The sequence below is a fragment of the Micromonospora eburnea genome, assembly GCF_900090225.1.
Lineage (GTDB): Bacteria > Actinomycetota > Actinomycetes > Mycobacteriales > Micromonosporaceae > Micromonospora > Micromonospora eburnea.
In genome coordinates, this window is the sequence record NZ_FMHY01000002.1 from 203,879 (window position 1) to 228,869 (window position 24,991).

A 24,991-nucleotide genomic window follows, 5' to 3' on the forward strand; every position below is an offset into this window, starting at 1 on the left:
TTAGGAAGGGGCCCCTGCTATACCGCAGGCGTTAACAGGGGCCCCTTCCTTTCAGGCTCGGCCGAGGCGGTCGAGGATCCAGGCGTTGATGAACGCCTCCTCGCGCCAGGCGTCGTACCGGCCGCTCGGGCCGCCGTGGCCGGCACCCATCTCGGTCTTGAGCAGGTAGTCGCCCTGCGGCGCGACAGCCCGCAACCGGGCGATCCACTTGGCCGGCTCGTGGTAGAGCACGCGGGTGTCGTTCAGGCTGGTCACCGCGAGGATGGCCGGGTAGTCGACCGGGGCCACGTTCTCGTACGGGGTGTACGACTTCATGTACGCGTATACCTCCGGGTCGTCGAGCGGGTTGCCCCACTCCTCCCACTCGGTGACGGTGAGCGGCAGCGACGGGTCGAGGATCGAGGTGAGCGCGTCCACGAAGGGCACCTGCGCGACGATCCCGGCGAACGCGTCCGGGGCGAGGTTGGCCACCGCGCCCATCAGCAGGCCGCCGGCCGACGCGCCCCGGGCGACGAGGCGGTCGCCGGCCGTCCAACCGGCCTTGACCAGGTGCCGGGCGCAGGCCACGAAGTCGGTGAAGGTGTTCCGCTTGGCGAGCAGCTTGCCCTGGTCGTACCAGCGGCGGCCCAGTTCGCCACCGCCGCGGATGTGCGCGACGGCGAAGATGACGCCCCGGTCGAGCAGACTGAGCCGGGCGATCGAGAACCAGGGGTCCATGCTCGCCTCGTACGAGCCGTAGCCGTAGATGACACACGGGGCGGAACCGTCGCGCGGGGTGTCCTTCCGGCAGACCAGCGAGATCGGCACCCGGGTGCCGTCGTCGGCGAGCGCCCACTCCCGGTGCTGCTCGTAGTCCGTCGGGTCGTACGCCCGCCCGTCCGGCCCCGGCCGGACCGGCTTCTGCTTGCGGAGCACCATCTGCCGGGTGACCAGGTCGTAGTCGTAGATCGAGTCGGGGGTGACCAGCGACGTGTAGCGCAGCCGAACCTCGTTGGTGCGGTACTCCGGGTTGGCGTCCAGCCCCACGCTGTAGATCGGCTCGGGGAAGCCGATGTCGTACGGGTCGCCGCCGCCGATCGGCAGCACCCGCAGCCCGGTCAGCCCGTTGCCGCGCAGCGAGACGACCAGGTGGTTCTCGAACGCGTCGACGGCCTCCAACCGGGTGCCCGGCGAGTGCTCGATCAGCGGCGTCCAGTCGCCGGGTGCGTCCGCCGGGGTGAACGCCAGCGCGAAGTCCTCCGCGCCGTCGTTGTGCAGGATCAGGAACCGGTGCCCGTGGTGCTCCACCGAGTATTCGACGCCCTGCCGGCGGGGGGCGATGATCGCCGGCTCGCCGGTCGGGTTGGCGGCCGGGATGACCCGTACCTCGCTGGTGATCTTGCTGTGGATGTCGATGACCACGAACCGCTCGGAGCGGGTCAGCTCGACGCCGACCCAGAACCGCTCGTCGTCCTCCTGGTGGACCACCACGTCCTCGCTCGACGGGGTGCCGACCGCGTGCCGCCAGACCCGGTTCGGCCGCCAGGCGTCGTCCACGGTGACGTAGAAGAGCGTCGAGGCGTCGGTGGACCAGGCGGTGCCGTAGAAGGTGTCCGGAATCTCGTCGGGCAGCACCTCGCCGCTGCCCAGGTCCTTGATCCGCAGGGTGAACCGCTCGTCCCCGGCGAAGTCCGTCGAGTAGGCCAGCCAGCGTCCGTCCGGGCTGACGTCGAACGCGCCGAGGGCGAAGAAGTCGTGCCCCTCGGCGAGTTGATTGCCGTCGAGCAGCACCTCCTCGCCGTCCAGCGGGGCGCCGTCGGCGCTGATCGGGGGCGTGGTCTCGCCGTCCCGGACGGCCCGGCGGCAGTGCACACCGTACTGCTGGCCCTCGACCGTGCGGGTGTAGTACCAGTAGCCGTCCTTGCGGGTGGGCACCGACAGGTCGGTCTCCTGGGTGCGCCGGCGGGTCTCCTCGAACAGCTCCGCGCGCAGCCCCTCCAGGTGCGCGGTGCGCGCCTCGGTGTACGCGTTCTCCGCGGTCAGGTGGGCGATCGTCGCGGGGTCGTCCTTGGCGGCGAGCCAGGCGTACTCGTCGACGACGGTGTCGCCGTGGTGGGTGCGTTCGGTCGGGACGCGCTTGGCGACGGGTACGGGTGTGGTGGTCACGGCGTCACGTTACCGGCCGGGCGGGCACCGTCGGGCGGGCGCGCCAGCGGAATCGCCCGACGTCCCTGCTTGATCCACTCAAGATGCGGCATGTGGGTGTATCCGGCCTCCGGAAGACCACAACTTGCCGCATCCCGCGTCGCCTCAACGAGAACCGCCGCCAGCGCTTTCGAACATGTGTACGATGACCGGTATGGCGGCTGCTGCGAGTTCCACCGATCGACCCGGAGCCCTGGAGATCACCCGGCGACTGGCCCGGATCTGCGGCTCGCCGTTCGCCCGATTCGCCGGTCCGGCCGACGAGGTGGCCGGTCGAACGGCCCGCTGGGTGGCGGTGCCGGGCGGCCCACGCGCTGCCGCCGAGGTGCTGCGGCTCGCCGCCGCGCACGATCTCACGGTGGTGCCACGCGGCGCCGGCACGAAGATCGACTGGGGGGCCGCCCCGGCGCAGGTCGACATCATGCTCGACACCGGCCGACTCGCCGGGGTCTGGCACGAGCCGCAGGGCTCCCCGGTGGCCGAGATCGGCGCCGGCACCCCGTTGCGGGCGGCGCAGGCGAGCCTGGGCCGCACCGGTCAGCGCCTGCCGGTCGACGCGCCCTCCCCCGGGGCGACCCTGGGCGGGGTGCTCGCCGCCGACGAGGCCGGCCCGCTGCGGCACCGGCACGGCACTCCGTGCGCCCAGCTCGTCGGGGTCCGCTACCTGGACGCCGACGGCGAGCTGGTCAGCATCGGCGAGTCCGGCACGGCATCGCTGGGCCGGGCCGCGCCGACGGCTCGCGACCAGGCGGGCAGAGGCGGGGCGGCGTCCGCCGGCCTGGTGGACGGTGACGGCGCCGGGCCGGGTGGCGGTGCCGGGCCGGGTGGCGGTGCCGCGGCGCTCTTCGGCGCCGGCGACCTGCCAGGGCTGGACGTCGCCCGGCTGCTCTGCGGCTCGCAGGGCGGCCTGGGGGTGTTGGTTTCGGCGACCATGCGGGTGCAAACCGTGCCGGCCAGCCGAGTCTGGGTGTCCCACCCGGTCTGGACCCCGTTGGAGGTGCACGACCTGGTCCGGGCCGTGCTCACCGCCGGGCTTGATCCGGCGGCCATCGAGCTGGACCTGCCGGTGCCGGTGCCGTTGCCACGCCGGCGGGTGCACCCGTCGCACCCGTCCGTGTTCCGACGGCCCGACCATCCGGCCGTGGCCGGGCGGCCGGCCGCGGCGGGCAGCCTGGTGGTGCTGCTGGAGGGCGGCCCGGCCGACGTCGCGGAGCGGGTCGAGCGGCTCACCGCACTGCTCGGGGGCGACGCGGTCGCCGGGCACACGGCGCCGGAGTGGTGGGGGCGCTATCCGTTCGCCCCGGGTGACACCGCGTTGCGGATCGAGGTGCCCATCAACGACCTGCACGCGGCGGTCTACGCGCTGCGTGACGCGGCGGGCGGCCCGGTGCCGGTCCGGGGCTCCGCCGGGGTCGGCACGGTGCACGCCGCCCTGCCCGGCTCGCTGGCGCCCGACCGGGTGGCCTCGATCCTGGCCGCAGTCCGGGGGGTGCTTCTCGCCCGGCAGGGCCGCTGCGTGGTGGTGTCCGCCCCCGGCCCGGTCCGGCGGGTCGTCGACCTGTGGGGCGAGTTGCCCGCCCTGCCCGGCCTCCGCACGGCGAAGGCGCACCTGGACCCCCACCACCGCCTGGCCCCCGGCCGCCTCCCCGGCGGCCTCTGACCCCCGGTCCACCCCTGCCCGGGTTGATCAAGAGGTGCGTCGGGATCGAGCTCGTGCCAGACGCGACTCTCTTGATCAACGCGGCGGGCCCGGCGGACCCGGGGTGGGTGGGATCAGAGGGAGTCGTTGCGGAGCACCAGGATGGCGATGTCGTCGCGGGGGGCCTCCACCGAGAAGCCGATCGCCGTGGCGCGCAGTCGGGCGGCCACCACGTCCGCCGAGTAGCCGGCCAGCGGGGCCGCCGACCCGCGCAGCCGTTCGGTGCCGAAGAGTTCCCGGCCGCGCCGCCGCTCGGTGACCCCATCGGTATAGAAGATCAGCGAGTCGCCGGGGTCGAGCGGGAAATCGGCTGTCGGCGTGGTGATCGAGTCGAGCAGCCCGAGCGCCGTACCACCCGTGCCGACGAAGGCTGCGCCACCGCCGCCGTGCAGCAGCACCGGGCGGTCGTGCCCGGCCAGGTGCAGGGAGACGTCGAGCTGGTCCCCGTCGCCCGGCCCGACCGCCGCCAGCGCCAGCGTGCAGTAACGGCCGCTGCCCCGCTCGACCAGCGTCTCGTTGAGCCGGACCAGCACCTCCGGCAGCGGCTTGCCGTCACCGGCCAGCACCCGGATGACGTCCCGGACCAGGCCGGTCACCGCCGCCGCCTGCACGCCCTTGCCCGAGACGTCCCCGATTACCACCAGCCAGCGGCCGTCCGGCAGCGGCACCACGTCGTAGAAGTCGCCGCCGACCTCGGCGTCGCCGCCGGTCGGGACGTACTCGGCGGCGAAGCCGATGCCCTCGACCACCGGGAGCACCGGCGGCAGCAGGGACTGCTGGAGCGTGTGGGCGACCCGCCGGCGCTCGGCGTGGATGCGGGCGTTCTCGATGGCGAGCGCGGCCCGCCGGGCCACGTCCTCCAGCACCGAGACCTCGTCCGGATCGTGCCGGTGCCCCTGGTGACGGCCGACGGCCAGGGTGCCGAGCCGCTGCCCGCGGGCGATCAGCGGTACGGCGAACCCCTCCATCGGCCCGCTCAGCGGCACCTGCGCCGCGCTCCGCGACGCCTCGCGCAGCCGGGCCTGGATCGAGTCCGGCCCGGTCTCCCTGAGCACCCGGTGCAGGTGCGGCAGCACCGACTCGTCGGCGTGGCTGGACGCGGCGAGCCGCAGCCGGCCCCACTCGTCGGTGGTGTGCACCGCGCACCACTGGCCGAGCCGGGGCACCACCAACTGCGGGATGAGCGCCATGGTCAGCTCGACGTCCAGGGACTGGGCGAGAAGTTCGCTCGCCTCGGCGAGGAAGGTCAGCCAGGTCGACCGGCGGACGTCCGCCCGACGCAGTCGGTCGTTCTCCAGGTGCAGCGAGAGCCGTTCGGCGGCCAGCACCGCCAGCGGCTGGGCGTACGCCGAGGGTGCCGCGTCCAGCTCCAGCTCACCGGTGTACGGGCGGTGCACGGCGAGCGGGACCCGGAGCAGTTCGTTCCCCTCGCGGGGGTGCCGGCCGTACCGGGCGAGCAACTGGCTGCCCTGCCCGTCGCCCCGGTCCAGCCGGACGACGCCGCCGGCCGCGCCCACCATCTCGGCGAGCCGGGTCAGCAGCCCGGTCGCGAACTCCGGCAGCGGGTCGTCCGCGTACGGGTCGGGGTTGGTCTGCATCAGCTCGCTCATCGCGGCAGCGCTCGGGGTGCCGTCCCCCGCCCCACCCGGGTCGACGGCGGTGGTGGGCCGCTCGGCCGTGACGCTACGGGCGGGGGGTGCCACGTCGTGCCGGTCGAGTCGGAACCAGATGCCCTTCCCGGTGGGCAGGTAGGTGGTGCCCCACCGGCTGGCGAAGTGGTCGACCAGCAGCAGCCCGCGCCCCCGCTCGGCCACCTCGGTGATGTCGGCGGTGACGTTGCGTACGCCGACCACCAGGTCCTCGACCGGGCCGGCCGCGAAGTCGGTGACCGTGACGGTCAGTCCCCCCGTGTCCGCTTCGACCTCGATGTCCAGCTCGGTGCGCGCGTGCTCCACGGCGTTGGTGGTCAGCTCGGTGGTGAGCAGCAGCGCCTCATCGAGCAGTTCGTCCAGGTTCGCCTCGGCGAGCACGGACCGGACCAGCGCTCGGGCCGCGGCCGGGGTACGCCGGTCCGCAGGGAGCCGGACCCGCCGGACGTGTTCGTCCGCGCCGCCGTTCGTCGCCGGCCCCGCCTCCGCTGACACCTTCGTATCCTCCACCGCCGCCGCCCCGGGTGCCAAACCCTCCGCCGATCGCGGCTCTCCGGAGCACGGTTCCCGGAAGCGGCGGAGCGTGGCGGCCGGCTCCCGGGAGCGCGGCGCTCGGGCGTGGCGTGCGCTCGTCGGCGGTCACCTCGACGGGATGCGGGCAGAATGGTGGGATGGCCACGTGTCGGCACGAGCCAGACGGCCCCGAGCTGAGCGAGGAATGATGACCACGGCGAGACAGTCGGTAGCCGCGGATTCGTCCGCTTCCGATCACGAGGTGCTCCTCGGCGAACTGGTGGAGGCGTTGTGTCGGGTGCGACGCGGCGACCTCAAGGTCCGGTTGCCCCGGCGGGCCGGCCTGGCCGGCGAGGTGGCCGACGCCTTCAACGACGTGGTGTCGCTCCAGGAGCGGCAGCACCTGGACCTGCGCCGGATCAGCCGGATCGTCGGCCGGGACGGCCGGCTCACCGAACGCCTCGACGACGAGGGCCTGGACGGCTCGTGGGCGGAGGGGCAGCGGGCGATCAACTCGCTGATCGACGACCTGGGCCGGCCGGCCACCGAGATCGCTCGGGTGATCGTGGCGGTGGCCGACGGCGACCTGTCCCAGCACATGGCGCTGGAGATCGACGGCCGCCCGTTGCGTGGTGAGTACCTGCGCATCGGCCGCACCGTCAACACCATGGTCGACCAGCTCTCGTCCTTCTCCAACGAGGTGACCCGGGTGGCCCGCGAGGTGGGCACCGAGGGCAAGCTCGGTGGCCAGGCCGACGTACGCGGGGTCGCCGGCACCTGGAAGGACCTCACCGACTCGGTGAACACCATGGCGTCGAACCTGACGTACCAGGTGCGGTCGATCTCGCAGGTGGCCGCGGCGGTGGCGAAGGGTGACCTGTCCCAGAAGATCACCGTGTCGGCCATGGGCGAGGTGGCCGAGCTGGCGCACACCTTCAATTCGCTCACCGACACCCTGCGGCTCTTCGCCGAGCAGGTGACCCGGGTGGCCCGCGAGGTGGGCACCGAGGGCAACCTGGGCGGCCAGGCGGAGGTGCCGAACGTCGCCGGCACGTGGAAGGACCTGACCGACAGCGTCAACTCGATGGCGTCGAACCTGACGGCGCAGGTACGCAACATCGCCCAGGTCTCCACCGCGGTGGCCCGGGGCGACCTCTCCCAGAAGATCACGGTGGCCGCCCAGGGCGAGATCCTGGAGCTGAAGGACACCGTGAACACGATGGTGGATCAGCTGTCGTCGTTCGCGGACGAGGTGACCCGGGTGGCCCGTGAGGTGGGCATCGAGGGGAAGTTGGGCGGCCAGGCCCAGGTACGCGGCGTCTCCGGCACCTGGCGCGATCTCACCGAGAACGTCAACCAGCTCGCCGGCAACCTGACCAGCCAGGTGCGGAACATCTCGCAGGTCTCGACGGCGGTGGCGAAGGGTGACCTGTCGCAGAAGATCACGGTGGACGCCCAGGGCGAGGTCCTGGAGCTGAAGAACACCGTGAACACGATGGTGGATCAGCTCTCGTCGTTCGCGGACGAGGTGACCCGGGTGGCCCGTGAGGTGGGCACCGAGGGGAAGTTGGGTGGTCAGGCGCAGGTCAAGGGGGTCTCCGGCACCTGGCGGGACCTGACCGACAACGTGAACTCGATGGCGTCGAACCTGACGTCGCAGGTGCGCAACATCGCCTCGGTGACCACCGCCGTGGCCAAGGGTGACCTGTCGCAGAAGATCACCGTCGACGCCCGGGGCGAGATCCTGGAGCTGAAGTCCACGGTCAACACGATGGTGGATCAGCTCTCGTCGTTCGCGGACGAGGTGACCCGGGTGGCCCGTGAGGTGGGTACCGAGGGCAAGCTCGGTGGCCAGGCCCAGGTACGCGGGGTCGCCGGCACCTGGCGGGACCTGACCGACAACGTGAACTCGATGGCGTCGAACCTGACCAGCCAGGTGCGCAATATCGCCCAGGTCTCGACGGCGGTGGCGAAGGGTGACCTGTCGCAGAAGATCACGGTGGACGCCCAGGGGGAGATTCTGGAGCTGAAGAACACCGTGAACACGATGGTGGATCAGCTCTCGTCGTTCGCGGACGAGGTGACCCGGGTGGCCCGTGAGGTGGGCACCGAGGGGAAGTTGGGTGGTCAGGCGCAGGTCAAGGGGGTCTCCGGCACCTGGCGGGACCTGACCGACAACGTGAACTCGATGGCGTCGAACCTGACGTCGCAGGTGCGCAACATCGCCTCGGTGACCACCGCCGTCGCCAAGGGCGACCTGTCGCAGAAGATCACCGTCGACGCCCAGGGCGAGATCCTGGAGCTGAAGAACACCGTGAACACGATGGTGGATCAGCTCTCGTCGTTCGCGGACGAGGTGACCCGGGTGGCCCGTGAGGTGGGTACCGAGGGGAAGTTGGGTGGCCAGGCGCAGGTCAAGGGGGTCAGCGGCACCTGGCGGGACCTGACCGAGAACGTGAACCAGCTCGCCTCGACGCTCACCACCCAGCTCCGGGCGATCGCCCAGGTCTCCACCTCGGTGACCCGGGGCGACCTGACCCAGCGGATCGCCGTCAAGGCACAGGGCGAGGTCGCCGAGCTGAAGGACAACATCAACCAGATGATCGTCACGCTCCTGGAGACGACCAAGAAGAACGCCGAGCAGGGCTGGTTGGACTCCAACCTGGCGCGGATCGGCGGGCTGCTTCAGGGCCAGCGGGACCTCGGCGAGGTCTGCCGCATGATCATGATGGAGGTAACCCCGCTGGTCGACGCGCAGCTCGGCGCGTTCTTCCTGGTGGACAGCTCCGAGGGGAGTATGCGACTGCGGCTCACCGCCTCGTACGGGTACGTGGCGCGGGGGCATGACGTCACCTTCGGGCCGGGCGAGGGGCTGGTCGGGCAGGCCGCCCTGTCCCGGCGGACCATCCGGGTCAACACCCAGCCCGACGGGCGTCTGGTGTTGCGCTCCGGCCTCGCCGAGACGCCCCCGGCCGACCTGGTGGTGCTGCCCGTGCTGTTCGAGGGCGAGCTGCTCGGCGTGATCGAGTTCGCCGGCGTGACCACCTTCTCCGAGTTGCACCTGTCGTTTCTGGAGCGGCTGGTCGGCACGATCGGCATCGCGGTCAACACCATCCAGGCCAACCGGCGTACGGAGGAGCTGCTGGCCCAGTCACAGCGGCTGGCGCACGAGTTGCAGGCGCAGTCGGCGGAACTCCAGCGCACCAACGCCGAGCTGGAGGACAAGGCCAAGCTGCTGTCGGAGCAGAAGGCCAACATCGAGACCCAGAACCGGGAGATAGAACTGGCCCGGCTCGGCCTGGAGGACAAGGCGCAGCAGCTCACCCGGGCCTCGGCGTACAAGTCGGAGTTCCTGGCGAACATGAGCCACGAGCTGCGTACGCCGCTGAACTCGCTGTTGCTGCTGGCCCGGCTGCTCGCGGAGAACCCGGACCAGAACCTCACGCCGAAGCAGACCGAGTTCGCCCGCACGATCCACAGCGCGGGGTCGGACCTGCTCTCCCTGATCGACGACATCCTCGACCTGTCCAAGATCGAGGCAGGCCGGATGGACGTGGAGCCGACCGAGGTCCGGTTCTCGGAGATCCGCGGCTATGTCGAGCAGGCGTTCGCGCCGCAGGCGGAGGAGAAGGGCCTCGACTTCCAGGTACGGATCAGCAAGGACCTGCCGCCGGCGCTGGTCACCGATGCCCAGCGGTTGCAGCAGATCCTGCGTAACCTGCTCTCCAACGCGGTGAAGTTCACCGACAACGGTGCGGTGACGCTGCGTATCGCGCCGGCCGCCGAGAACGCGGTCTTCGACGTGCCGGCGTTGACCAACGCCCGGCGGGTCATCGCGTTCACGGTGATCGACACCGGCATCGGCGTCTCGGACGACAAGCTGTCGCTGATCTTCGAGGCGTTCCAGCAGGCCGACGGCACGACCAGCCGGCGGTACGGCGGCACCGGGCTGGGCCTGTCGATCAGCCGGGACCTGGCCCGCCTGCTCGGCGGCACGATCACCGTGTCGTCGGCGCCCGGGCAGGGCTCCACCTTCACTCTCTTCGTACCGGACGTGCTGGCACCGGACGCGGTGGTGGCGCCGGCGACGCCCTCGCCGAGCCGCGCGGGCCTGCCGTCGTCGCTGCTCATGCCGATGGAGCTGCCCCAGCCGCAGGAGACTCCGGCGACCCGTCGGCTGGAGGGCGTGACGGTCCTGATCGTCGATGACGACGTCCGCAACGTCTTCGCGCTCACCTCAGCGTTGGAACTACATGGGATGACCGTGTTGTACTCGGACAACGGGGCGGACGGCGTCCGCCAGCTCGCCGAGCATCCGGAGGTGGACATCGTGCTGATGGACGCGATGATGCCGGACCAGGACGGGTACGAGACGACCCGGCAGATCCGCCGTAACCATCGCTTCACCGACCTCCCGATCGTCTTCCTGACCGCGAAGGCGATGCCCGGTGACCGGGAGTCGGCGATCACGGCCGGCGGCAGCGACTACATCACCAAGCCGGTGGACCTGGACGAGCTGATCGAATTGATGGCGTCCTGGATCGGCCGAAGCCGAGGCGAGGAGATCTCGTGACCCAGATGGCCAAGGCGCTGCTGGTGGACGACCGGCGGGAGAACCTCATGGCCCTGGAGGCGATCCTCCAGGGGCTTCCGGTGCAGTCGGTCGCCGTGGAGAGCGGCGAGGCGGCGTTGAAGCAGCTCCTGGTCGACGACTTCGCGGTGATCCTCCTCGACGCCCAGATGCCCGACATGGACGGCTTCGAGACGGCCACCCACATCAAGCGGCGGGAGCGGACCCGGCACGTACCGATCATCTTCCTCACCGCAGCGGACCGGGACGCCCAGCTCGCGCTGCGCGGCTACGCGGTCGGCGCGGTCGACTACCTGACCAAGCCGTTCGACCCGTGGGTGCTGCGTGCCAAGGTGTCGGTCTTCGTGGAGCTGTGGGTGAAGACCCGCCGGCTCGCCGCCCAGTCGGACCTGGTGCGGGAGCGGGAAACCCAGTGGCGGGCGCTGACCGACGCGGTGGACGAGGCGACGGCACTGCTGCGCGCCGACGACGGCCCGGAGTCCCGGGACCGCGCGGTGGACCTCCTGGAGCAGGCCCGCTGGGGCAACCCGGCCTGATCGCTCAGCCGGCCCAGCCGCCGTGCCCGGTCGCGGCCCGGCGGGCCCGCCACCGCTCGCCGAGTCCGTCGATCTCCTCCTGTACGAAGAGGAAGAAGTCCCGCATCTCGGACACCCGCTCGCCGGCCGGGGTGTCCCGCCCGAGCAGCGCCTCCACGCCGCCGTTGGCGATGTCGATGAAGTTCTTGTACAGGCCGGTCTTGGTGATGGTGGCTTCGTACCAGGGGTTGTCCGGCACCCGGTAGCGGTCCCGCCGGGAGCCCTTGACCGGCTCGCGCACCAGCATGGCGAACTGGGTCAGGTAGCGGACCGCGCCGGAGACGGCGGCCGCGCTGACCCCGAGCCGCTCGCCGATCTCGGCGGCGGTGAGCGGCTCGTCCGCGCTCATCACGGTGAAGAGCACCCGGCCGGCCATCCGGGGAAAGCCGACGTCCGCGAAGGCCATCGCCATCCGTTCGACGAAGAGGTGGACCTCCTCCTCGTTCCGGTCCGGGCGGCGCTCGTCAGGCATCGGTGATGGCTCCTCGCGTTAAAAAGGCGTGAAAGTGATGGTGCACCAACCATCACTATCTTCACAAGTTTGTGAAACGAGCGTAGCTTCCGAAGTATGGAAACCCCCATTGAGGTGTCCGGCCTGGTGAAGAACTTCGGCCGGACCCGGGCACTCGACGGACTCGACCTCACCGTCCGCGCCGGGGAGGTGCACGGCTTCCTGGGCCCCAACGGCGCCGGCAAATCGACCACCATCCGGGTGCTGCTCGGTCTGCTGCGGGCCGACGCGGGAACCGTCCGGCTGCTCGGCGGCGACCCGTGGCGCGACGCCGTCGCCCTGCACCGCCGCCTCGCGTACGTCCCCGGCGACGTCACCCTCTGGCCGGCCCTCACCGGTGGCGAGGTGATCGACCTGCTCGGCCGGATGCGCGGCGGGCTCGACCCGAAGCGCCGCGCCGAGCTCCTGGAGTCCTTCGAGCTGGACCCGCGCAAGCGGGGTCGGGCCTACTCGAAGGGCAACCGGCAGAAGGTCGGCCTGGTCGCCGCGCTCGCCTCCGACGTCGAACTGCTGATCCTCGACGAGCCGACCTCGGGGCTGGACCCGCTGATGGAGGAGGTCTTCCAGCACTGGGTGCGCCGGGCCAAGCAGGACGGCCGCACCGTACTGCTCTCCAGCCACATCCTGGCCGAGGTGGAGGCGCTCTGCGACCGGGTGACGATCATCCGCAACGGCGTCGCCGTCGAGTCCGGCACCCTCGACGAACTGCGCCACCTCCAGCGCACCTCGATCGAGGCCGAGATCGTCGCCCCGCTGGACGGGCTGGCCGACCTGCCCGGCGTGCACAACCTGCGGGTGGACGGCAACCGGGTGCGCTTCGACGTGGACGCCGCCGCGCTGGAGACCGCGCTGCGCCGGCTCACCGACCTGGGCGTACGCAGCCTGGTCAGCCAGCCGCCGACGCTGGAGCAGCTCTTCCTGCGCCACTACGGGTCGACGCCCGCCGAGGTGCCGGCATGACCACGCTCACCGGCACCGGTCACCTGGCCCGGCTGATCCTGCGCCGGGACCGCGTCGCGCTCCCGCTCTGGGTGCTGCTGCTCGCCGTCCTGCCGGCGACGTACGCGGCCAGCTTCTTCGGGCTGTTCCCGACCGAGGCCCAGCGGGCCGCGTACGCCACCGGCACCGCCCGCAACCCGTCGGTCGTCGCGCTGCTCGGCCCGGTGTACGGCGACAGCATCGGCGCGTTCACCGCCCAGCGCGCCGGGTTCCTGCTGGTGATCGTCGCGCTGGCCAGCCTGCTCACCGTCATCCGGCACACCCGGACAGAGGAGGAGGTCGGCCGGCGGGAACTGCTCGGCGGCACGGTGCTCGGGCGGCACGCCGGGCTGACCGCCGCGCTGCTCGTGACGTACGCGGCCGACCTGCTGCTCGGCCTGCTCGCCGCGGCCGGGCTGGTCGCCTCCGGGCTCCCGGCGGCCGGCTCGTACGCGTACGGCCTCGCCGCCGCGCTGACCGGCATCGTCTTCGCCACCATCGGCGGGCTGGCCGCCCAGCTCACCGAGACGGCGGGCGGGGCGCGGGGGATCGCGCTCGCGGTCCTCGGGGCCGCCTTCGGGCTCCGGCTCGTCGGCGACACCGCCACGCACGACTGGCCGAGCTGGCTCTCGCCGCTGGGCTGGGCGGCCCGGGTGCGGGCGTACGAGGGGGAGCGCTGGTGGGTGCTGGCGCTGCCGCTGGCCGCGACGGTGCTGCTCGCCGCGCTCGCGTACCCGCTGTCGGTGCGCCGCGACCTGGGCGCCGGCCTGCTGCCACCCCGCCTGGGGCCGGGGACCGCCGGCCGGGCCCTGTCCGGGCCGTTCGGGCTGGCCTGGCGGCTGCACCGGGGGCAGATCCTCTGGTGGTCGGTCGGCTTCGGTCTGCTCGGGCTGATCCTCGGCGGGGCGGCGCAGGCCGCCGGCCGGTCTCTTGAGGGCAACGCCCAACTGGAGGAGATCATGTCCCGGATCGGCGGGGCCTCCGGCGTGGCCGACGCGTACCTCGGTGTGACGTTGAGCCTGGCCGGCCTGGCGGCGGCCGGGTACGGCGTGCAGGCCGCGCTGCGGATGCGGTCGGAGGAGACCGACGGGCGGGCCGAGCCGCTGCTGGCGACCGGGACGCACCGCTCGACCTGGCTGCTGTCCCACGTGGTGTTCGCGCTGCTCGGGCCGGTGGTGGTGCTGGCCGTGGTGGGCCTCGCCACCGGCCTGACCTACGGGCTGAGCGTGCACGACGTGCCGCGCGAGCTGCCCCGGATGGTCGGCGCCGGGCTGGCCCAGGTGCCGGCGGCCTGGGTGCTGGCCGGGCTCGCGGTGCTGCTCTACGGTCTGCTGCCCCGGCTCGCCTCGATGGCCTGGGCGATCCTGGCGGTCTGCGTGCTGCTCGGCCAGCTCGGCGCGGTGCTGAAGCTGAGCCAGTGGCTGCTGGACGTCTCCCCGTTCACCCACACCCCGCAGGTGCTCGGCCCGCGATGGAGCGCCACCCCGCTCTGGGCCCTGGCCACCCTGGCCCTGGCCCTGGCGGCGACCGGCCTCACCGCCTTCCACCACCGCGACCTTCCCACCACCTGACCTCGGCGTTGATCAAGAGGTTTGCGTCAGGAACCGCACGTCGGCAGACGCAAACCTCTTGATCAACAAATGCGGGCGGGGGTGGGGTGGGGGTGGGGGTGGTTTAGGGGGTGGGTTCGTTGCGGATCATTAGGGCCGAGCGGAGGCCGGTGATGTCCAGGACGCGGAGCAGGAAGTCGCCGACGTTGCTCAGGACCAGCAGGCTCTGCGCGTGGCTGGCCTTGCGGCTGAGCACCACCAGGGTGCCGAGGCCCTGTGAGTCGCAGAAGGTCACCCCGCCCAGGTCGAGCACGATGCGCGGTGGAGGATCGGCCAGCACCTCATTGACGACAGTCGACAGCTGGGTGGCCGTGAGCATGTCGATCTCACCGGCGAGGCGAAGCACGGCTTCGTCGCCCGTCCGGTGTACCGTGATGGACAGTTCGGCACGATCCACCCGGTCAGCCTATCGCGATCTCGACCACCCGGCCCGCCGAGCCACCGCCCCCTGCCGTGCCGCGCCGGAGCGGCCAAACGGGCCGAGCGTGAGCCTGGTAACCCCCGAAGCGGGGTGGCTGCCGGTCAGCCGCCCGACGCTGACACAATGGCGGCATCGTGAGCGATACTTTTTCCGCCGGATCCGGCCGGTACCCGGCCGGCGCTCCGGCCTCCGAGGCCCTGTTCGACCGCGCCAAGGCCATCGTGCCCGGCGGGGTGAATTCTCCTGTGCGCGCGTTCCGTGCCGTCGGCGGCACCCCGCGTTTCATGGTGCGGGGGGAGGGTCCCTGGCTGTTCGACGCGGACGGTCGCCGCTACGTCGACCTGGTCTGCTCCTGGGGGCCGCTGGTCCTCGGCCACGCCCACCCGGCGGTGGTCGAGGCGCTGCGGGAGGCCGCCGCGCTCGGCACCAGCTTCGGCACCCCGACACCGGGTGAGGTCGACCTGGCGGAGGAGATCATCGCGCGGACCCCGGTGGAGCAGATCCGGCTGGTCAACTCGGGCACCGAGGCGACCATGTCGGCGATCCGGCTGGCCCGTGGCTTCACCGGCCGCGCCAAGATCATCAAGTTCGCCGGCTGCTACCACGGGCACTCGGACGCGCTGCTCGCCGCCGCCGGCTCCGGCGTGGCCACCTTCGGCCTGCCCGACTCGCCCGGCGTGACCGGCGCCGCCGCTGGCGACACCATCGTGCTGCCGTACAACGACCTCGCCGCCGTGGAGGCGGCCTTCGCCGCCGAGGGCCAGCACATCGCCGCGATCATCACCGAGGCGGCCGCCGGCAACATGGGCGTGGTCGCCCCGCGTGACGGCTTCAATCAGCACCTCGCCCGGATCGCCCACGCGTACGGCGCGCTGCTCATCGTCGACGAGGTGATGACCGGGTTCCGGGTCTCCCGCGCCGGTTGGCACGGCCTCGACCCGTCCGACGCCGACCTGTGGACGTACGGGAAGGTCATGGGCGGTGGCCTGCCCGCGGCGGCGTTCGGCGGGCGCGCGGAGATCATGGCGAAGCTGGCCCCGGCCGGCCCGGTCTACCAGGCCGGCACCCTCTCCGGCAACCCGCTGGCCTGCGCCGCCGGCCTGGCCACGCTCCGCCTCGCCGACGACGCGCTCTACCGGAAGCTCGACGAGACGGCCGCCGTGGTGAGCAAGCTCGCCGCCGACGCGCTGGCCGCCGCCGGGGTGCCGCACCGCATGTCGTACGCGGGCAACATGTTCTCGATCTTCTTCACCGACGCCGACGTGGTCGACTACGACAGCGCCCGCACCCAGCAGGTGCCCGCGTTCAAGGCGTTCTTCCACGCGATGCTCGCCGCCGGGGTCTACCTGCCGCCGAGCGCGTTCGAGGCGTGGTTCGTGTCGGCGGCGATCGACGACGCCGCCCTGGAACAGATCGCCGACGCCCTGCCGGGTGCGGCGACGGCGGCAGCAGCGGCGGGACACGGGGGGTAGCGGTGAGCGTGAGGAGCGAGCCGGGTCTGCGAGCCCCGCAGCCGCGAACGAAGGGAACGCAGTCGTGAGCGAGACGGTGGTCCACGTGCTGCGGCACGGCGAGGTGCACAACCCGGACGGCATCCTCTACGGCAGGTTGCCCGGTTTCCGTCTCTCCGAGCTGGGCGTCCAGATGGCCAAGGCCGCCGCCCAGGCGCTCGCCGACAAGACCGTGGTGCACGTGGTGGCCAGCCCGCTGGAACGCGCGCAGCAGACCGCCGAGCCGATCGCCGGGCACTTCGGCCTGCCGGTCGGGGTGGACGAGCGGCTGATCGAGAGCGCCAACTGGTTCGAGGGCAAGAAGGTCTCGCCGGGCGACGGCTCGTTCCGCGACCCGCGTAACTGGTGGGTGCTGCGCGACCCGCTCACCCCGTCCTGGGGCGAGGCGTACCAGGCCATCGCCGAGCGGATGTTCGCCGCGTTGCACGCCGCCCGGATCGCCGCCGAGGGGCGCGAGGCCGTGCTGGTCTCCCACCAGCTCCCGATCTGGACCCTGCGCCGGTACGTCGAGCGTAAGCGGCTCTGGCACGACCCGCGTAAGCGGCAGTGCGGGCTGGCCAGCCTCACCTCGTTCCATTTCGACGGCGCCAAGATCGCCGGCATCGGCTACTCCGAGCCGGCGGCCCACCTGATCGCGATGTCGGCGACCGCGCGGACGGCCAAGGGGGCCTGATGCGCAGCCGGAGGAGCCTGACCGCACTGCTCGCCGCCGCCACCGCCGGTGCGGCGCTGGTCGGCTGCTCCTCCGGCAGCCAGGAAAGCCGGTGCACGAGCGACGGCCTCACCATCACCTGCGCCCCCGACCAGCGGTCGAAGACTCCGAAGGTGAGCGGTGAGCTGCTCACCGGCGGCAGCTACGACGTCTCCCGCGACCGCGGGCAGGTGGTCGTGGTCAACTTCTGGGGCTCCTGGTGCGCGCCGTGCCGGGCCGAGGCAGACGACCTGGAGGCCACCTACCAGGCCACCAAGGCGTCCGGGGTGACCTTCCTCGGCATCAACGTGCAGGACGGCAAGGACAAGGCGATCGCCTTCGAGGAGGGCCGGGTCACCTACCCGAGCATCTTCGACCCGGCCAGCCGGCAGGCGCTCAACTTCGACATCCCGCCGAACACCACCCCGGCGACGGTCGTGCTCGACCGGGACGGCCGCATCGCGGTGGTGATCCGCAGGGCCGTCACCCAGGACGAGCTGCGACCGATCGTCGAGCGGATCGCCGCGGAGCAACCGGCGCCCCACGGATCCCGCTGATGGGCGAGACGTTCCGCCAACTCGCCGAGTCCGGCCCGCTGCTGCTGGCCGTCGGCGCGGCGGCGCTCGCCGGGCTGGTCAGCTTCCTCTCGCCCTGCGTGCTCCCGCTGATGCCCGGCTACCTCTCCTACGTCACGGGTCTGGCCGGCGCCGACCTCGAAGGCCGGGCTGCAAGGAAGGGCCCCCTGTTAACGCCTCCGGTAGAGGAAGGGGCCCCTGCTAACACCAACGGGAGTGGCGGAGTCGCCGTCGCCGCGCCCCCGGCCCGGCCGCCGGCCGCCGTGAAGGGCCGGGTGCTCGCCGGCACGCTGCTCTTCATCGCCGGCTTCACCGCCGTCTTCGTCACCACCGCGATCCTGGTCTCCGGCATCAGCCGGGTGTTCTTCCAGCATCAACGCACGCTGGAAATCGTCATCGGCGTGCTGATCGTGGTGCTCGGGCTCAGCTACCTCGGGGTGATTCCCGGCCTGCAGCGCGAGTTCCGGATCCAGCGGCTGCCCGCCGCCGGCCTGCTCGGCGCACCGGTCCTCGGCGCGGTCTTCGCGCTGAGCTGGGTGCCCTGCACCGGCCCGACGCTCGGCGCGGTGCTCGGCATGGCGGCCGCGGAGGGCAAGACCGACCGGGCGGTGCTGCTCGCCGTGGCGTACTGCCTGGGGCTGGGGACACCGTTCGTCGTCTTCGGGCTGGGCTTCCACCGCCTGCTCGGGGTGTTCCGCGCGGTCCGGCGCAACAGTCGCTGGGTCACCCGGATCGGTGGCGTGCTGTTGATCCTGATCGGCCTGGCGCTGGTCACCGGCGGCTGGCAGGACTTCGTGATCTGGTTGAAGACGCACGTGGGCCCGGGCGAGGTGAGCATCTGATGACGACGGTGGACGACCGGCCCTCCGCGCCGCCCGCCGGAGCGCCCCGGCGACGGGTCAACCCGGTGCTCGCCCTGCTGCGCAACTCGTGGCGGCAGCTCACCAGCATGCGTACCGCGCTGATCCTGCTCTTCCTGCTCGCGGTCGCCGCCATCCCGGGCTCGGTGCTGCCGCAACGCGGGGTCAACCCGGAGAAGGTCAACCAGTGGTTCCTCGACCACCCCGACCTGGCCCCCCGGCTCGACCAGCTCGGCATGTTCGAGGTGTTCGGCTCGGTCTGGTTCTCCGCGATCTACCTGCTGCTCTTCACCTCGCTGGTCGGCTGCATCCTGCCCCGGGCCCGGGACCACGTCCGGGCGCTGCGTCGCCGGCCGCCGGCCGCGCCGAAGCGGCTCGACCGGCTGCCGCAGCACGCGGTGCTGGAGGCGCCGGCCGCCGCCGACCCCGAGGCGATCGCGGCCGTGCTGCGCCGCCGCCGGTGGCGGGTCGCGGTACGCGACAACGAGGTCTCCGCCGAGAAGGGCTACCTCAAGGAGACCGGCAACCTGGTCTTCCACGTCTCGCTGGTCGCCGTCCTGCTCGGAGTCGCGGTCGGTTCCTGGTACGGCTGGCACGGCAACCGCATCCTGGTGTCGGGCGCGGAGAACGCCTTCTGCAACACCCGCCAGCAGTACGCCGAGGCGTCGCTCGGACCCCGGGTGGACAGCGCCGACCTGCCCCCGTTCTGCCTCACCCTCGACCGGTTCGAGGCGGACTACCTCCCGTCCGGGCAGGCGTCGCGCTTCTGGGCGACGGTGACCGTGGACGAGCCCGACGGGTCGAAGCGGACCGCCGGTTTCTCGGTCAACTCGCCGCTGCGACTCGGCTCGGCCAACGTCTACCTGCTCGGCAACGGATACGCACCGGTCCTGAAGTACACCGACAGGTACGGCCGCAGCCAGACCAGCACGACGCCCTTCCTGCGCACCGGCGACCCGAACGCGACCGAAGAGGGCGTCGCCGTGTTCCCGGACGCGAACGTCGACCCGAAGACCGGCACCCGCGCCGCCGACCAGCAGGTGGCCTTCGACGGTCTCTACCTGCCCACCGCCCCGGACCGCGCGCCGTTCGTCTCGTCCCAGTTCCCCGAGGAACGCAACCCGGCGGTGGTGCTGGCCGCGTACCGGGGCAACCTCGGGATGGACGCCGGCATCCCCGGGTCGGTCTACAAGCTGGACCAGCGGCAGATCGACAACGGCAAGCTCAAGCAGGTCGGCGACAAGAAGCTGGGCCTGGGCGAGAAGTGGACCCTGGACGACGGCAGCACGCTGGAGTTCCTCGGCACCGAGCCGTACATCACCATCGCCGTGCGGTACGCCCCCGGGCAGACGTTGATGCTCGGCGCCTGCGTGACGCTGCTGCTCGGCCTGATGGGTTCCCTCTTCGCCCGGCGGCGGCGGGTCTGGTTCCGGGTTTCGCCCCCCGAGGGTGGATCTCCGACGGTCGGTAGTAGCTTGGTGGAGGCCGGTGGGCTGCCGCGCACCGAGCATCCGGGGTTCGCCGACGAGTTCGCGCAGCTCGTCGCCGCGGTCAGCGACGACGGGCGAGACGACCGGCGGGCGCGAGAAGGAGACGACTGATGTCCGCACTCTCCGACCAGCTGGTCACGTACGCGATCCTGGCGTACCTGGTCGCGATGATCTGCCACGCCGTCGAGTACGCGCTGGGCAACGCCCGGGCGGTGTCGGCGAAGGTCGCCGCCCCGGCCCGCGAGCTGGTCGGCGCTGGTGTCGGCGGTGCCGGTGGCACCGGTGAGGCGGTGCCGGCGTCGCCCGCCACCCCGGCCGAGACCCGGCCCGCCCGCCCGGCCGCGCGGGGCGCGCTGGCGGGGCAGATCGCCGGCTGGGTCACCGCGCTCGCCGTGGTGCTGCACCTGGGCGCGGTGTTCACCCGGGGCCTCGCCGCCGAGCGGATGCCCTGGGGCAACATGTACGAGTACGTGCTGACGGTCACCTGGATCGGGGCCGGGGCCTGGCTGGCGCTGCTCTGGAAGCGCCCGCAACTGCGCCGGCTCGGGCTCTTCCTGACCCTGGTCATGGTGCTGCTGCTGGCGTTCGCCGAGCTGAAGCTCTATGTGCAGGTCACGCCGCTGATGCCGGCGCTTAAGTCGTACTGGTTCATCATCCACGTGTCGACGATCATCTTCTCCTCCGGCATCTTCCTGATCGGCGTGGTGCCGGCCGCGACGTACCTGATGCGGGCCGGCTGGGAGCAGGGCCGGCGGAGCTTCCCGTACACCCTGGGCCGCCGGCTGCCGGCAGCGGCCGGCCTGGAGCGGCTGACCTTCACCCTGCACGCCTTCGCGTTTCCGATCTTCACGTTCGCGGTGATCGCCGGGGCGATCTGGGCCGAGGCGGCCTGGGGCCGGGCCTGGGGCTGGGACCCGAAGGAGACCTGGGCGTTCATCTCCTGGGTGGTGTACGCCGGCTACCTGCACGCCCGGGCGACCCCGAGCGTCAAGCGGAACGTGGCCACCTGGATCTCGATCCTGGGCTTCCTGACCATGCTGATGAACCTGTTCGGGGTCAACTTCTTCTTCACCGGCCTGCATTCGTACGCCGGCGTCAACTGATCCTGGTCCGGCGTCGGCCGGTGAGCACCCGGTCGACGCCGAGCGTCACCTGATAGGCGATCTCGGGGACGTCGGCCAGCTCGATCCGTTCGGCCCGCATGGCCAGCTGCGCGTGCAACTCGCGGGCCACCACGTCCCGGATCTCGGCCTGGAGGGGGCTGAGTCCGTCCGGGTCGCCCACCACGTACGCGTCATCCATGCCGCATAGCATCTGCCGGATCACGCCTGGGCGCAAAATGTAGAACTACATTTCTAAGAACTGTAGTTCTATGAAATGCGCCGTCCCGGGATTGACGCCACCCGCACCCGCCTGCTGCTGGCGAGCGGGGAGGGATTCACCGACGACCTATGGCGAGCAGCCGCGGACCGGCCCGACGTCGTCCTCGTCGACGCGGCCCGGCTCTATTCGGACTGACGGACATCCCGGACCGGCCGGCCGCCGGGCGGCACCTTCACGTGCTCTACAGCGTAGAGGGTGGTTTCTCCACTTCTCTTCCACGGCACGGGCGGCGGGGCTGACAGAGCGCTCCCGGGTCGCTACCGTCCGACGCGGGCGTGTCTCGTCCGTCTGCGCGGCGGGCGTCTTCTTCTCCGACCACGGGAGTTGCCGGATGGGCGAGCAGGTGTCGGCAGCGGCGTTGATCCGTTCCCAGCTCCGCCGGGCGCGGGTCGCGGCCGGGTTGAGCCAGGAGGAGTACGGCCGCCGTATCCACTACTCGACGTCGTTGATCTCCGCCGTCGAGCTGGGGAACGCCACGCCCAAACTCGACTTCCTGAAGCGCGCCGACGACGTCTTCGACACCGGAGGGCTCTTCGTCGCGCTTCGCGAGCTGGGCCGCCGGGAACGGGAGCCGGTGTGGTTCCGGCCCTGGCTGGAGGCGGAGCGGGAGGCCACCCAGTTGCGTTGCTTCGCAGCGATGATGGTGCCGGGCCTGTTGCAGACGGCCGACTACGCGCGGGCGGTGTTCCGGCTCGACCCCACCCTCACTCCCGACCGGGTGGAGGAGATGGTGACGGCCCGACTCGACCGGCAGGCCATCCTCGACCGGGAGGACCCGCCCCACCTGACCGCCGTCATCGACGAGTCGGCCCTGCGCCGCTTCGGCGTGGACGGTACGGACGTGCTGGTGGGTCAGCTCCGGCACCTGTTGGCCTGCGCCCGGCGTCCGCACGTCAGCGTGCACGTGCTGCCGCAGGGCACCGGGCTGCATCCCGGCCTGCTCGGCCCGTTCATCCTCGGCTGCTCGGCCGACGGGGGCTGGATGGCCTTCCTCGACAACCAGATCGGCGGCACGGTGGTCGACGACGTCGACGGGGTGGCGACGCTGCTCGGACGGTGGGAGAGTCTGCGTAGCGATGCGCTGCCCCGGCAGCAGTCGATCGGCCTGATCGAGGAGATCTTGAAGCCATGGACCTGACCGGCGCTTACTGGCGCAAGTCCACCCGGAGCGGCAACGACAGCGGCGCATGTGTCGAGGTAGCCGACAATCTGCCCGGCCGGGTGCACGTACGGGATTCGAAGGATCCTGCCGGCGCGGTGCTGACCTTCTCCCCGAGCGCCTGGCGGGCCTTCGTGGCGTCGGCCCGCAGCCGCTGACCAGCGACGGTCGACCGGGGCGCGTACGCCTCGCTCATGCTCGTGGCATCCGCCGGGTCGCGCCCGCACGCAAAGCGGCCCGGCTCTACTCGGACTGACCGCGTGGCGCGACGGCCGGGACAGGCCCCGTGCCCTGTCCCGGCCGCCGCAGGAGGCACTGACGCCGTCTCCGCAGGAGAGCCGGCGCAGCGCCTCGGCCAGCGGCCGGCGGGTCGACCAGGCGGTGACTGACGCGGCGACCCGGTCGGCGAAGCCCTCGGCGATGTCGCTGTCGGCGGCCCGGCCCAGGGCCCGCCAGCGGGCCTCCTCGGCCCGGCGGCGGCGCGCGATCTCCCTGGCCAGGATGCCGAAGAACCAGGGTCGGGCGTCGGTGCGAGCCAGGTCGTACGTGCTGCGCCGGCGGAACGCCGCGAGGAAGGTGTCGGCCACCACGTCCTCGGCGAGTTCCGGCCCGACCCGGCGGTCGCGTACCGGTAGAGCTGGGCGGCGTACCGGTCGTAGAGCAGGCCGAACTGTTCGGCGTCCTGCTGGGACGCCGCGATGGCGGTGGCGTCGTCGACGTCCCGGCCACCGACCACCGTCAGCACGGTGGCGCGGTCTGTCGATGCTGGCTCACGAGGAACCTCCCGTCCACGAGTGATCTGTCACCGTGTCTCTCCGTGGGCCGGGTTTTGGGTTCACGCCGGGGCGGGACCGGTCCTCACCCGCCGAACCAGCCGGGGACGTCGAGGCGGAAGACGTCGGCCGGGGCCATCCGGCGCAGGTCGTCCTCCAGCGCCGCGACCCGGTCGGTGCCGAGCGTCGCCGCCCAGCGGTCCCGGAGCTGGTCGAACACGGCGGCGGAGCGGCGCAGCCCGTCGATGCCCTTCTCCGTCATCCGGACCAGCTTGCGGCGGGCGTCGGCGGGGTCATCGGCGCGTTGCAGATAGCCGAGCGCGACCAGCCGGTCGACCGTCTTGCCGGCCGCCTGTTTGGAGACGCCGAGGCGCTGGCCCAGGTCGGAGGCGGTGGTGCCGGTCGGGCCGACCGCCTGGAGGACGAAGCCGTGGGCCGGGCGCAGGTCGGGGTGCCCCTGCCGGGCCAGCTCGGCGTGCAGATCATCGATCAGCGTACGGAAGCCGGCGAGCAGGAGCAGGGGAAGCGCGAAGCCGGGGCGGTCAGGAGTTGCCATGTTCGACAACCACGTTTACTATTCCGTCAACCACGTTGACTATCTTACGCGAGGGGTCCCGCCTCATGTCCCGACCGGTCTTCACCGCCCACACTCCCGACACCGCACCCGCCGCCGCCCGTCAGGTCATGGCCGGCGTGCACCGCAAGCAGGGGTACCTGCCCACCGCCGTCGCCCAGATGGCCGAGTCCCCCGAACTGCTCAAGGGCTTCCTCGCCGCCCTTGCCACCTTCGAGTCCACCGACCTCGACCCGGTCGCCCGGGAGGTGGTGGTGTTCACCGTCGCCACCCGCAACGAGTGCCACCTCTGCGTGGCCATGCACACCGCCATGCTCACCCGCCAGGGCGTCGCCCCGGAGTTGATCGACGCCCTGCGGGCCGGCGCGGAGCTGCCCGAGCCCCGGCTGGAGGCGCTGCGCCGGTTCACCCTGGCCGTGCTCGACCACCGGGGCGCGGTCCCCGACGACGAACTGGACGCCTTCCTCGCCGCCGGCTGGCAGCCCCGGCACGCCCTGGACGTGGTGTTCGGCGTCGGCACGTACACGATCTCCACCTTCGCCAACCGGCTCATCGCCGCGCCGATCGACCCGCCGCTGGCCGCGTACGCCTAACCAGGTGGGGGCCTGCCCGGAGACCGGTGGAGGCTACTGGCCGGCCAGCCAGCGGCGCCAGCCAGGCACATCCTTGCCCGCGCTCGTTGAGCGGACGTGTACATCGCCCAGCAGGGCGTACACCCTGACCCGGATCCGCGGTGTTCCCGGCAGCGGGGGCACCGGGGCCAGCCGGAGCTCTCGGTCGCCGAGCAGGTCGAACCCGGCAAGTTCAACGTCCACCCCGTCGGGCACCGTGATGTTGATGTCACCCATCAGGTTCCATGCGTTGATCTCCACCACGTCCTCGGCGCAGACGGCCGTGCCCAGGTCGAGGTGAACGTCGCCCAGCACGCTGAACGTACGTAGTCGGGCGGGCAACCGCCACCGCCCCGCGCGCCGCTGGTCACCGAGGAACGCAACGACGGTCGACACGGTGTGAGTGCTGCCGACCGGCTGTGGACCCACCACCCCGGCGGTCGCCTGCTCCAGCTCGTCGGTGCGCTCGGCCGCCCAGACCGCCCCGATCCGGTCGCTGAACTCCTCAAGGGTCAGCCGACCGTCGCCGACCGCCTCGCGCAGCGCTGCCGCAGCGGCCTCCTGCTCCACCTCGCTCGGTTTCCGTCCGGGCTGATCACGTCGAGGTTCGATCTCCACTCGTTGAGCCTACCC

General features: G+C 71.9%; 22 protein-coding genes and 1 pseudogene. 15 read left to right on the forward strand and 8 right to left on the reverse strand.

Annotated elements, in window-relative coordinates; translation table 11 throughout:
• Positions 1-51 precede the first annotated feature (51 nt).
• Positions 52-2,145: a S9 family peptidase gene (locus tag GA0070604_RS01235; protein ID WP_091112734.1), complete on the reverse strand. Its 2,094-nt coding sequence runs from the start codon at positions 2,143-2,145 to the stop codon at positions 52-54.
• A 193-nt stretch (positions 2,146-2,338) separates the two neighbouring features.
• On the opposite strand from GA0070604_RS01235, the gene GA0070604_RS01240 reads away from it, so the two are divergent.
• The gene (locus GA0070604_RS01240; protein WP_091112737.1) at positions 2,339-3,844 is read left to right on the forward strand and encodes an FAD-binding oxidoreductase; all 1,506 of its coding nucleotides are present in this window, start codon (positions 2,339-2,341) and stop codon (positions 3,842-3,844) included.
• 113 nt (positions 3,845-3,957) lie between these two features.
• On the opposite strand, the gene GA0070604_RS01245 is transcribed toward GA0070604_RS01240, so the two are convergent.
• Complete coding sequence (locus GA0070604_RS01245) at positions 3,958-6,027, reverse strand: SpoIIE family protein phosphatase (RefSeq protein ID WP_091112742.1); 2,070 nt, start codon at positions 6,025-6,027, stop codon at positions 3,958-3,960.
• A 226-nt stretch (positions 6,028-6,253) separates the two neighbouring features.
• Here GA0070604_RS01245 and GA0070604_RS01250 point away from each other — a divergent pair, with 226 nt between their 5' ends.
• Together GA0070604_RS01250 and GA0070604_RS01255 are read left to right on the forward strand one after the other, a co-directional pair.
• Positions 6,254-10,618 carry a HAMP domain-containing protein gene (locus GA0070604_RS01250; RefSeq protein ID WP_091126827.1) on the forward strand — a complete coding sequence of 1,455 codons (4,365 nt, stop codon included), beginning with the start codon at positions 6,254-6,256 and terminating at the stop codon, positions 10,616-10,618.
• On the forward strand, positions 10,615-11,172 hold the full coding sequence (locus GA0070604_RS01255) for a response regulator (RefSeq protein WP_091112746.1): 558 nt from the start codon (positions 10,615-10,617) through the stop codon (positions 11,170-11,172). The genes GA0070604_RS01250 and GA0070604_RS01255 overlap by 4 nt, the downstream gene beginning before the upstream one ends.
• A 4-nt stretch (positions 11,173-11,176) precedes the next feature.
• Here the strand turns inward: GA0070604_RS01255 and GA0070604_RS01260 are convergent, their stop codons facing one another.
• Positions 11,177-11,683: a GbsR/MarR family transcriptional regulator gene (locus tag GA0070604_RS01260; protein ID WP_091112749.1), complete on the reverse strand. Its 507-nt coding sequence runs from the start codon at positions 11,681-11,683 to the stop codon at positions 11,177-11,179.
• 96 nt (positions 11,684-11,779) lie between these two features.
• Between GA0070604_RS01260 and GA0070604_RS01265 the strand changes: the two genes are divergently transcribed.
• Together GA0070604_RS01265 and GA0070604_RS01270 are read left to right on the forward strand one after the other, a co-directional pair.
• Positions 11,780-12,682 (forward strand): ABC transporter ATP-binding protein, encoded by a 903-nt coding sequence (locus GA0070604_RS01265; protein WP_091112752.1) that lies wholly within the window; start codon positions 11,780-11,782, stop codon positions 12,680-12,682.
• Positions 12,679-14,271 carry an ABC transporter permease gene (locus tag GA0070604_RS01270; protein WP_091112755.1) on the forward strand — a complete coding sequence of 531 codons (1,593 nt, stop codon included), beginning with the start codon at positions 12,679-12,681 and terminating at the stop codon, positions 14,269-14,271. Before GA0070604_RS01265 ends, GA0070604_RS01270 begins: the two co-directional genes overlap by 4 nt.
• 103 nt (positions 14,272-14,374) lie before the next feature.
• Here the strand turns inward: GA0070604_RS01270 and GA0070604_RS01275 are convergent, their stop codons facing one another.
• The gene (locus tag GA0070604_RS01275; protein ID WP_091112758.1) at positions 14,375-14,707 is read right to left on the reverse strand and encodes an STAS domain-containing protein; all 333 of its coding nucleotides are present in this window, start codon (positions 14,705-14,707) and stop codon (positions 14,375-14,377) included.
• Between the two features lie 158 nt (positions 14,708-14,865).
• Between GA0070604_RS01275 and hemL the strand changes: the two genes are divergently transcribed.
• The 6 genes from hemL to ccsB all read left to right on the forward strand — a co-directional run bounded on the left by hemL (position 14,866) and on the right by ccsB (position 20,961).
• Positions 14,866-16,203, forward strand: a complete 1,338-nt coding sequence (gene hemL / locus GA0070604_RS01280; protein ID WP_091112761.1) for a glutamate-1-semialdehyde 2,1-aminomutase — start codon at positions 14,866-14,868, stop codon at positions 16,201-16,203.
• A gap of 64 nt (positions 16,204-16,267) precedes the next feature.
• Positions 16,268-16,915 (forward strand): histidine phosphatase family protein, encoded by a 648-nt coding sequence (locus tag GA0070604_RS01285; RefSeq protein WP_091112765.1) that lies wholly within the window; start codon positions 16,268-16,270, stop codon positions 16,913-16,915.
• Entirely contained in the window at positions 16,915-17,490 is a 576-nt protein-coding gene (locus tag GA0070604_RS01290) for a TlpA family protein disulfide reductase (protein ID WP_091112767.1), read from the forward strand. Before GA0070604_RS01285 ends, GA0070604_RS01290 begins: the two co-directional genes overlap by 1 nt.
• Positions 17,490-18,350, forward strand: a complete 861-nt coding sequence (locus tag GA0070604_RS01295) for a cytochrome c biogenesis CcdA family protein (protein WP_091112771.1) — start codon at positions 17,490-17,492, stop codon at positions 18,348-18,350. The genes GA0070604_RS01290 and GA0070604_RS01295 overlap by 1 nt, the downstream gene beginning before the upstream one ends.
• Positions 18,350-19,969: a cytochrome c biogenesis protein ResB gene (gene resB, locus GA0070604_RS01300; RefSeq protein ID WP_091112775.1), complete on the forward strand. Its 1,620-nt coding sequence runs from the start codon at positions 18,350-18,352 to the stop codon at positions 19,967-19,969. The genes GA0070604_RS01295 and resB overlap by 1 nt, the downstream gene beginning before the upstream one ends.
• Complete coding sequence (gene ccsB, locus GA0070604_RS01305; RefSeq protein ID WP_091112779.1) at positions 19,969-20,961, forward strand: c-type cytochrome biogenesis protein CcsB; 993 nt, start codon at positions 19,969-19,971, stop codon at positions 20,959-20,961. Before resB ends, ccsB begins: the two co-directional genes overlap by 1 nt.
• Here the strand turns inward: ccsB and GA0070604_RS01310 are convergent.
• Positions 20,954-21,160 carry a hypothetical protein gene (locus GA0070604_RS01310; RefSeq protein ID WP_091112782.1) on the reverse strand — a complete coding sequence of 69 codons (207 nt, stop codon included), beginning with the start codon at positions 21,158-21,160 and terminating at the stop codon, positions 20,954-20,956. The genes ccsB and GA0070604_RS01310 overlap by 8 nt on opposite strands.
• A gap of 75 nt (positions 21,161-21,235) precedes the next feature.
• Between GA0070604_RS01310 and GA0070604_RS32220 the strand changes: the two genes are divergently transcribed.
• From GA0070604_RS32220 to GA0070604_RS01320, 3 genes are all read left to right on the forward strand, one after another.
• Positions 21,236-21,376 (forward strand): hypothetical protein, encoded by a 141-nt coding sequence (locus GA0070604_RS32220; RefSeq protein WP_167363364.1) that lies wholly within the window; start codon positions 21,236-21,238, stop codon positions 21,374-21,376.
• A gap of 196 nt (positions 21,377-21,572) precedes the next feature.
• Entirely contained in the window at positions 21,573-22,379 is an 807-nt protein-coding gene (locus GA0070604_RS01315) for a helix-turn-helix domain-containing protein (RefSeq protein ID WP_091112785.1), read from the forward strand.
• Entirely contained in the window at positions 22,370-22,558 is a 189-nt protein-coding gene (locus GA0070604_RS01320) for a DUF397 domain-containing protein (RefSeq protein ID WP_091112789.1), read from the forward strand. The genes GA0070604_RS01315 and GA0070604_RS01320 overlap by 10 nt, the downstream gene beginning before the upstream one ends.
• Positions 22,559-22,876: 318 nt before the next feature.
• Here the strand turns inward: GA0070604_RS01320 and GA0070604_RS34200 are convergent.
• Positions 22,877-23,164, reverse strand: a pseudogene (locus GA0070604_RS34200) (sigma factor); the annotation flags it as partial.
• Between the two features lie 94 nt (positions 23,165-23,258).
• A complete protein-coding gene (locus tag GA0070604_RS01330; protein ID WP_091112792.1) occupies positions 23,259-23,729 on the reverse strand; it encodes a MarR family winged helix-turn-helix transcriptional regulator in 471 nt (156 codons plus the stop codon).
• A gap of 65 nt (positions 23,730-23,794) precedes the next feature.
• Between GA0070604_RS01330 and GA0070604_RS01335 the strand changes: the two genes are divergently transcribed.
• Positions 23,795-24,340, forward strand: a complete 546-nt coding sequence (locus GA0070604_RS01335) for a carboxymuconolactone decarboxylase family protein (RefSeq protein ID WP_091112795.1) — start codon at positions 23,795-23,797, stop codon at positions 24,338-24,340.
• Between the two features lie 33 nt (positions 24,341-24,373).
• On the opposite strand, the gene GA0070604_RS01340 is transcribed toward GA0070604_RS01335, so the two are convergent.
• The gene (locus GA0070604_RS01340; RefSeq protein ID WP_091112798.1) at positions 24,374-24,976 is read right to left on the reverse strand and encodes a DUF1707 SHOCT-like domain-containing protein; all 603 of its coding nucleotides are present in this window, start codon (positions 24,974-24,976) and stop codon (positions 24,374-24,376) included.
• Between the last annotated feature and the right edge of the window lie 15 nt (positions 24,977-24,991).

Bases quoted from the DNA above. Each gene is read 5' to 3' on its own strand.
- ccsB (WP_091112779.1), top strand. From the start codon at position 19,969: ATGTCCGCACTCTCCGACCAGCTGGTCACGTACGCGATCCTGGCGTAC.
- GA0070604_RS01290 (WP_091112767.1), top strand. From the start codon at position 16,915: ATGCGCAGCCGGAGGAGCCTGACCGCACTGCTCGCCGCCGCCACCGCC.
- GA0070604_RS01265 (WP_091112752.1), top strand. From the start codon at position 11,780: ATGGAAACCCCCATTGAGGTGTCCGGCCTGGTGAAGAACTTCGGCCGG.
- GA0070604_RS01270 (WP_091112755.1), top strand. From the start codon at position 12,679: ATGACCACGCTCACCGGCACCGGTCACCTGGCCCGGCTGATCCTGCGC.
- GA0070604_RS01310 (WP_091112782.1), bottom strand. From the start codon at position 21,160: ATGGATGACGCGTACGTGGTGGGCGACCCGGACGGACTCAGCCCCCTC.
- GA0070604_RS01330 (WP_091112792.1), bottom strand. From the start codon at position 23,729: ATGGCAACTCCTGACCGCCCCGGCTTCGCGCTTCCCCTGCTCCTGCTC.
- GA0070604_RS01320 (WP_091112789.1), top strand. From the start codon at position 22,370: ATGGACCTGACCGGCGCTTACTGGCGCAAGTCCACCCGGAGCGGCAAC.
- GA0070604_RS01315 (WP_091112785.1), top strand. From the start codon at position 21,573: ATGGGCGAGCAGGTGTCGGCAGCGGCGTTGATCCGTTCCCAGCTCCGC.
- GA0070604_RS01260 (WP_091112749.1), bottom strand. From the start codon at position 11,683: ATGCCTGACGAGCGCCGCCCGGACCGGAACGAGGAGGAGGTCCACCTC.
- GA0070604_RS01335 (WP_091112795.1), top strand. From the start codon at position 23,795: ATGTCCCGACCGGTCTTCACCGCCCACACTCCCGACACCGCACCCGCC.
- GA0070604_RS32220 (WP_167363364.1), top strand. From the start codon at position 21,236: ATGCGCCGTCCCGGGATTGACGCCACCCGCACCCGCCTGCTGCTGGCG.
- resB (WP_091112775.1), top strand. From the start codon at position 18,350: ATGACGACGGTGGACGACCGGCCCTCCGCGCCGCCCGCCGGAGCGCCC.
- GA0070604_RS01250 (WP_091126827.1), top strand. From the start codon at position 6,254: ATGACCACGGCGAGACAGTCGGTAGCCGCGGATTCGTCCGCTTCCGAT.
- GA0070604_RS01240 (WP_091112737.1), top strand. From the start codon at position 2,339: ATGGCGGCTGCTGCGAGTTCCACCGATCGACCCGGAGCCCTGGAGATC.
- GA0070604_RS01295 (WP_091112771.1), top strand. From the start codon at position 17,490: ATGGGCGAGACGTTCCGCCAACTCGCCGAGTCCGGCCCGCTGCTGCTG.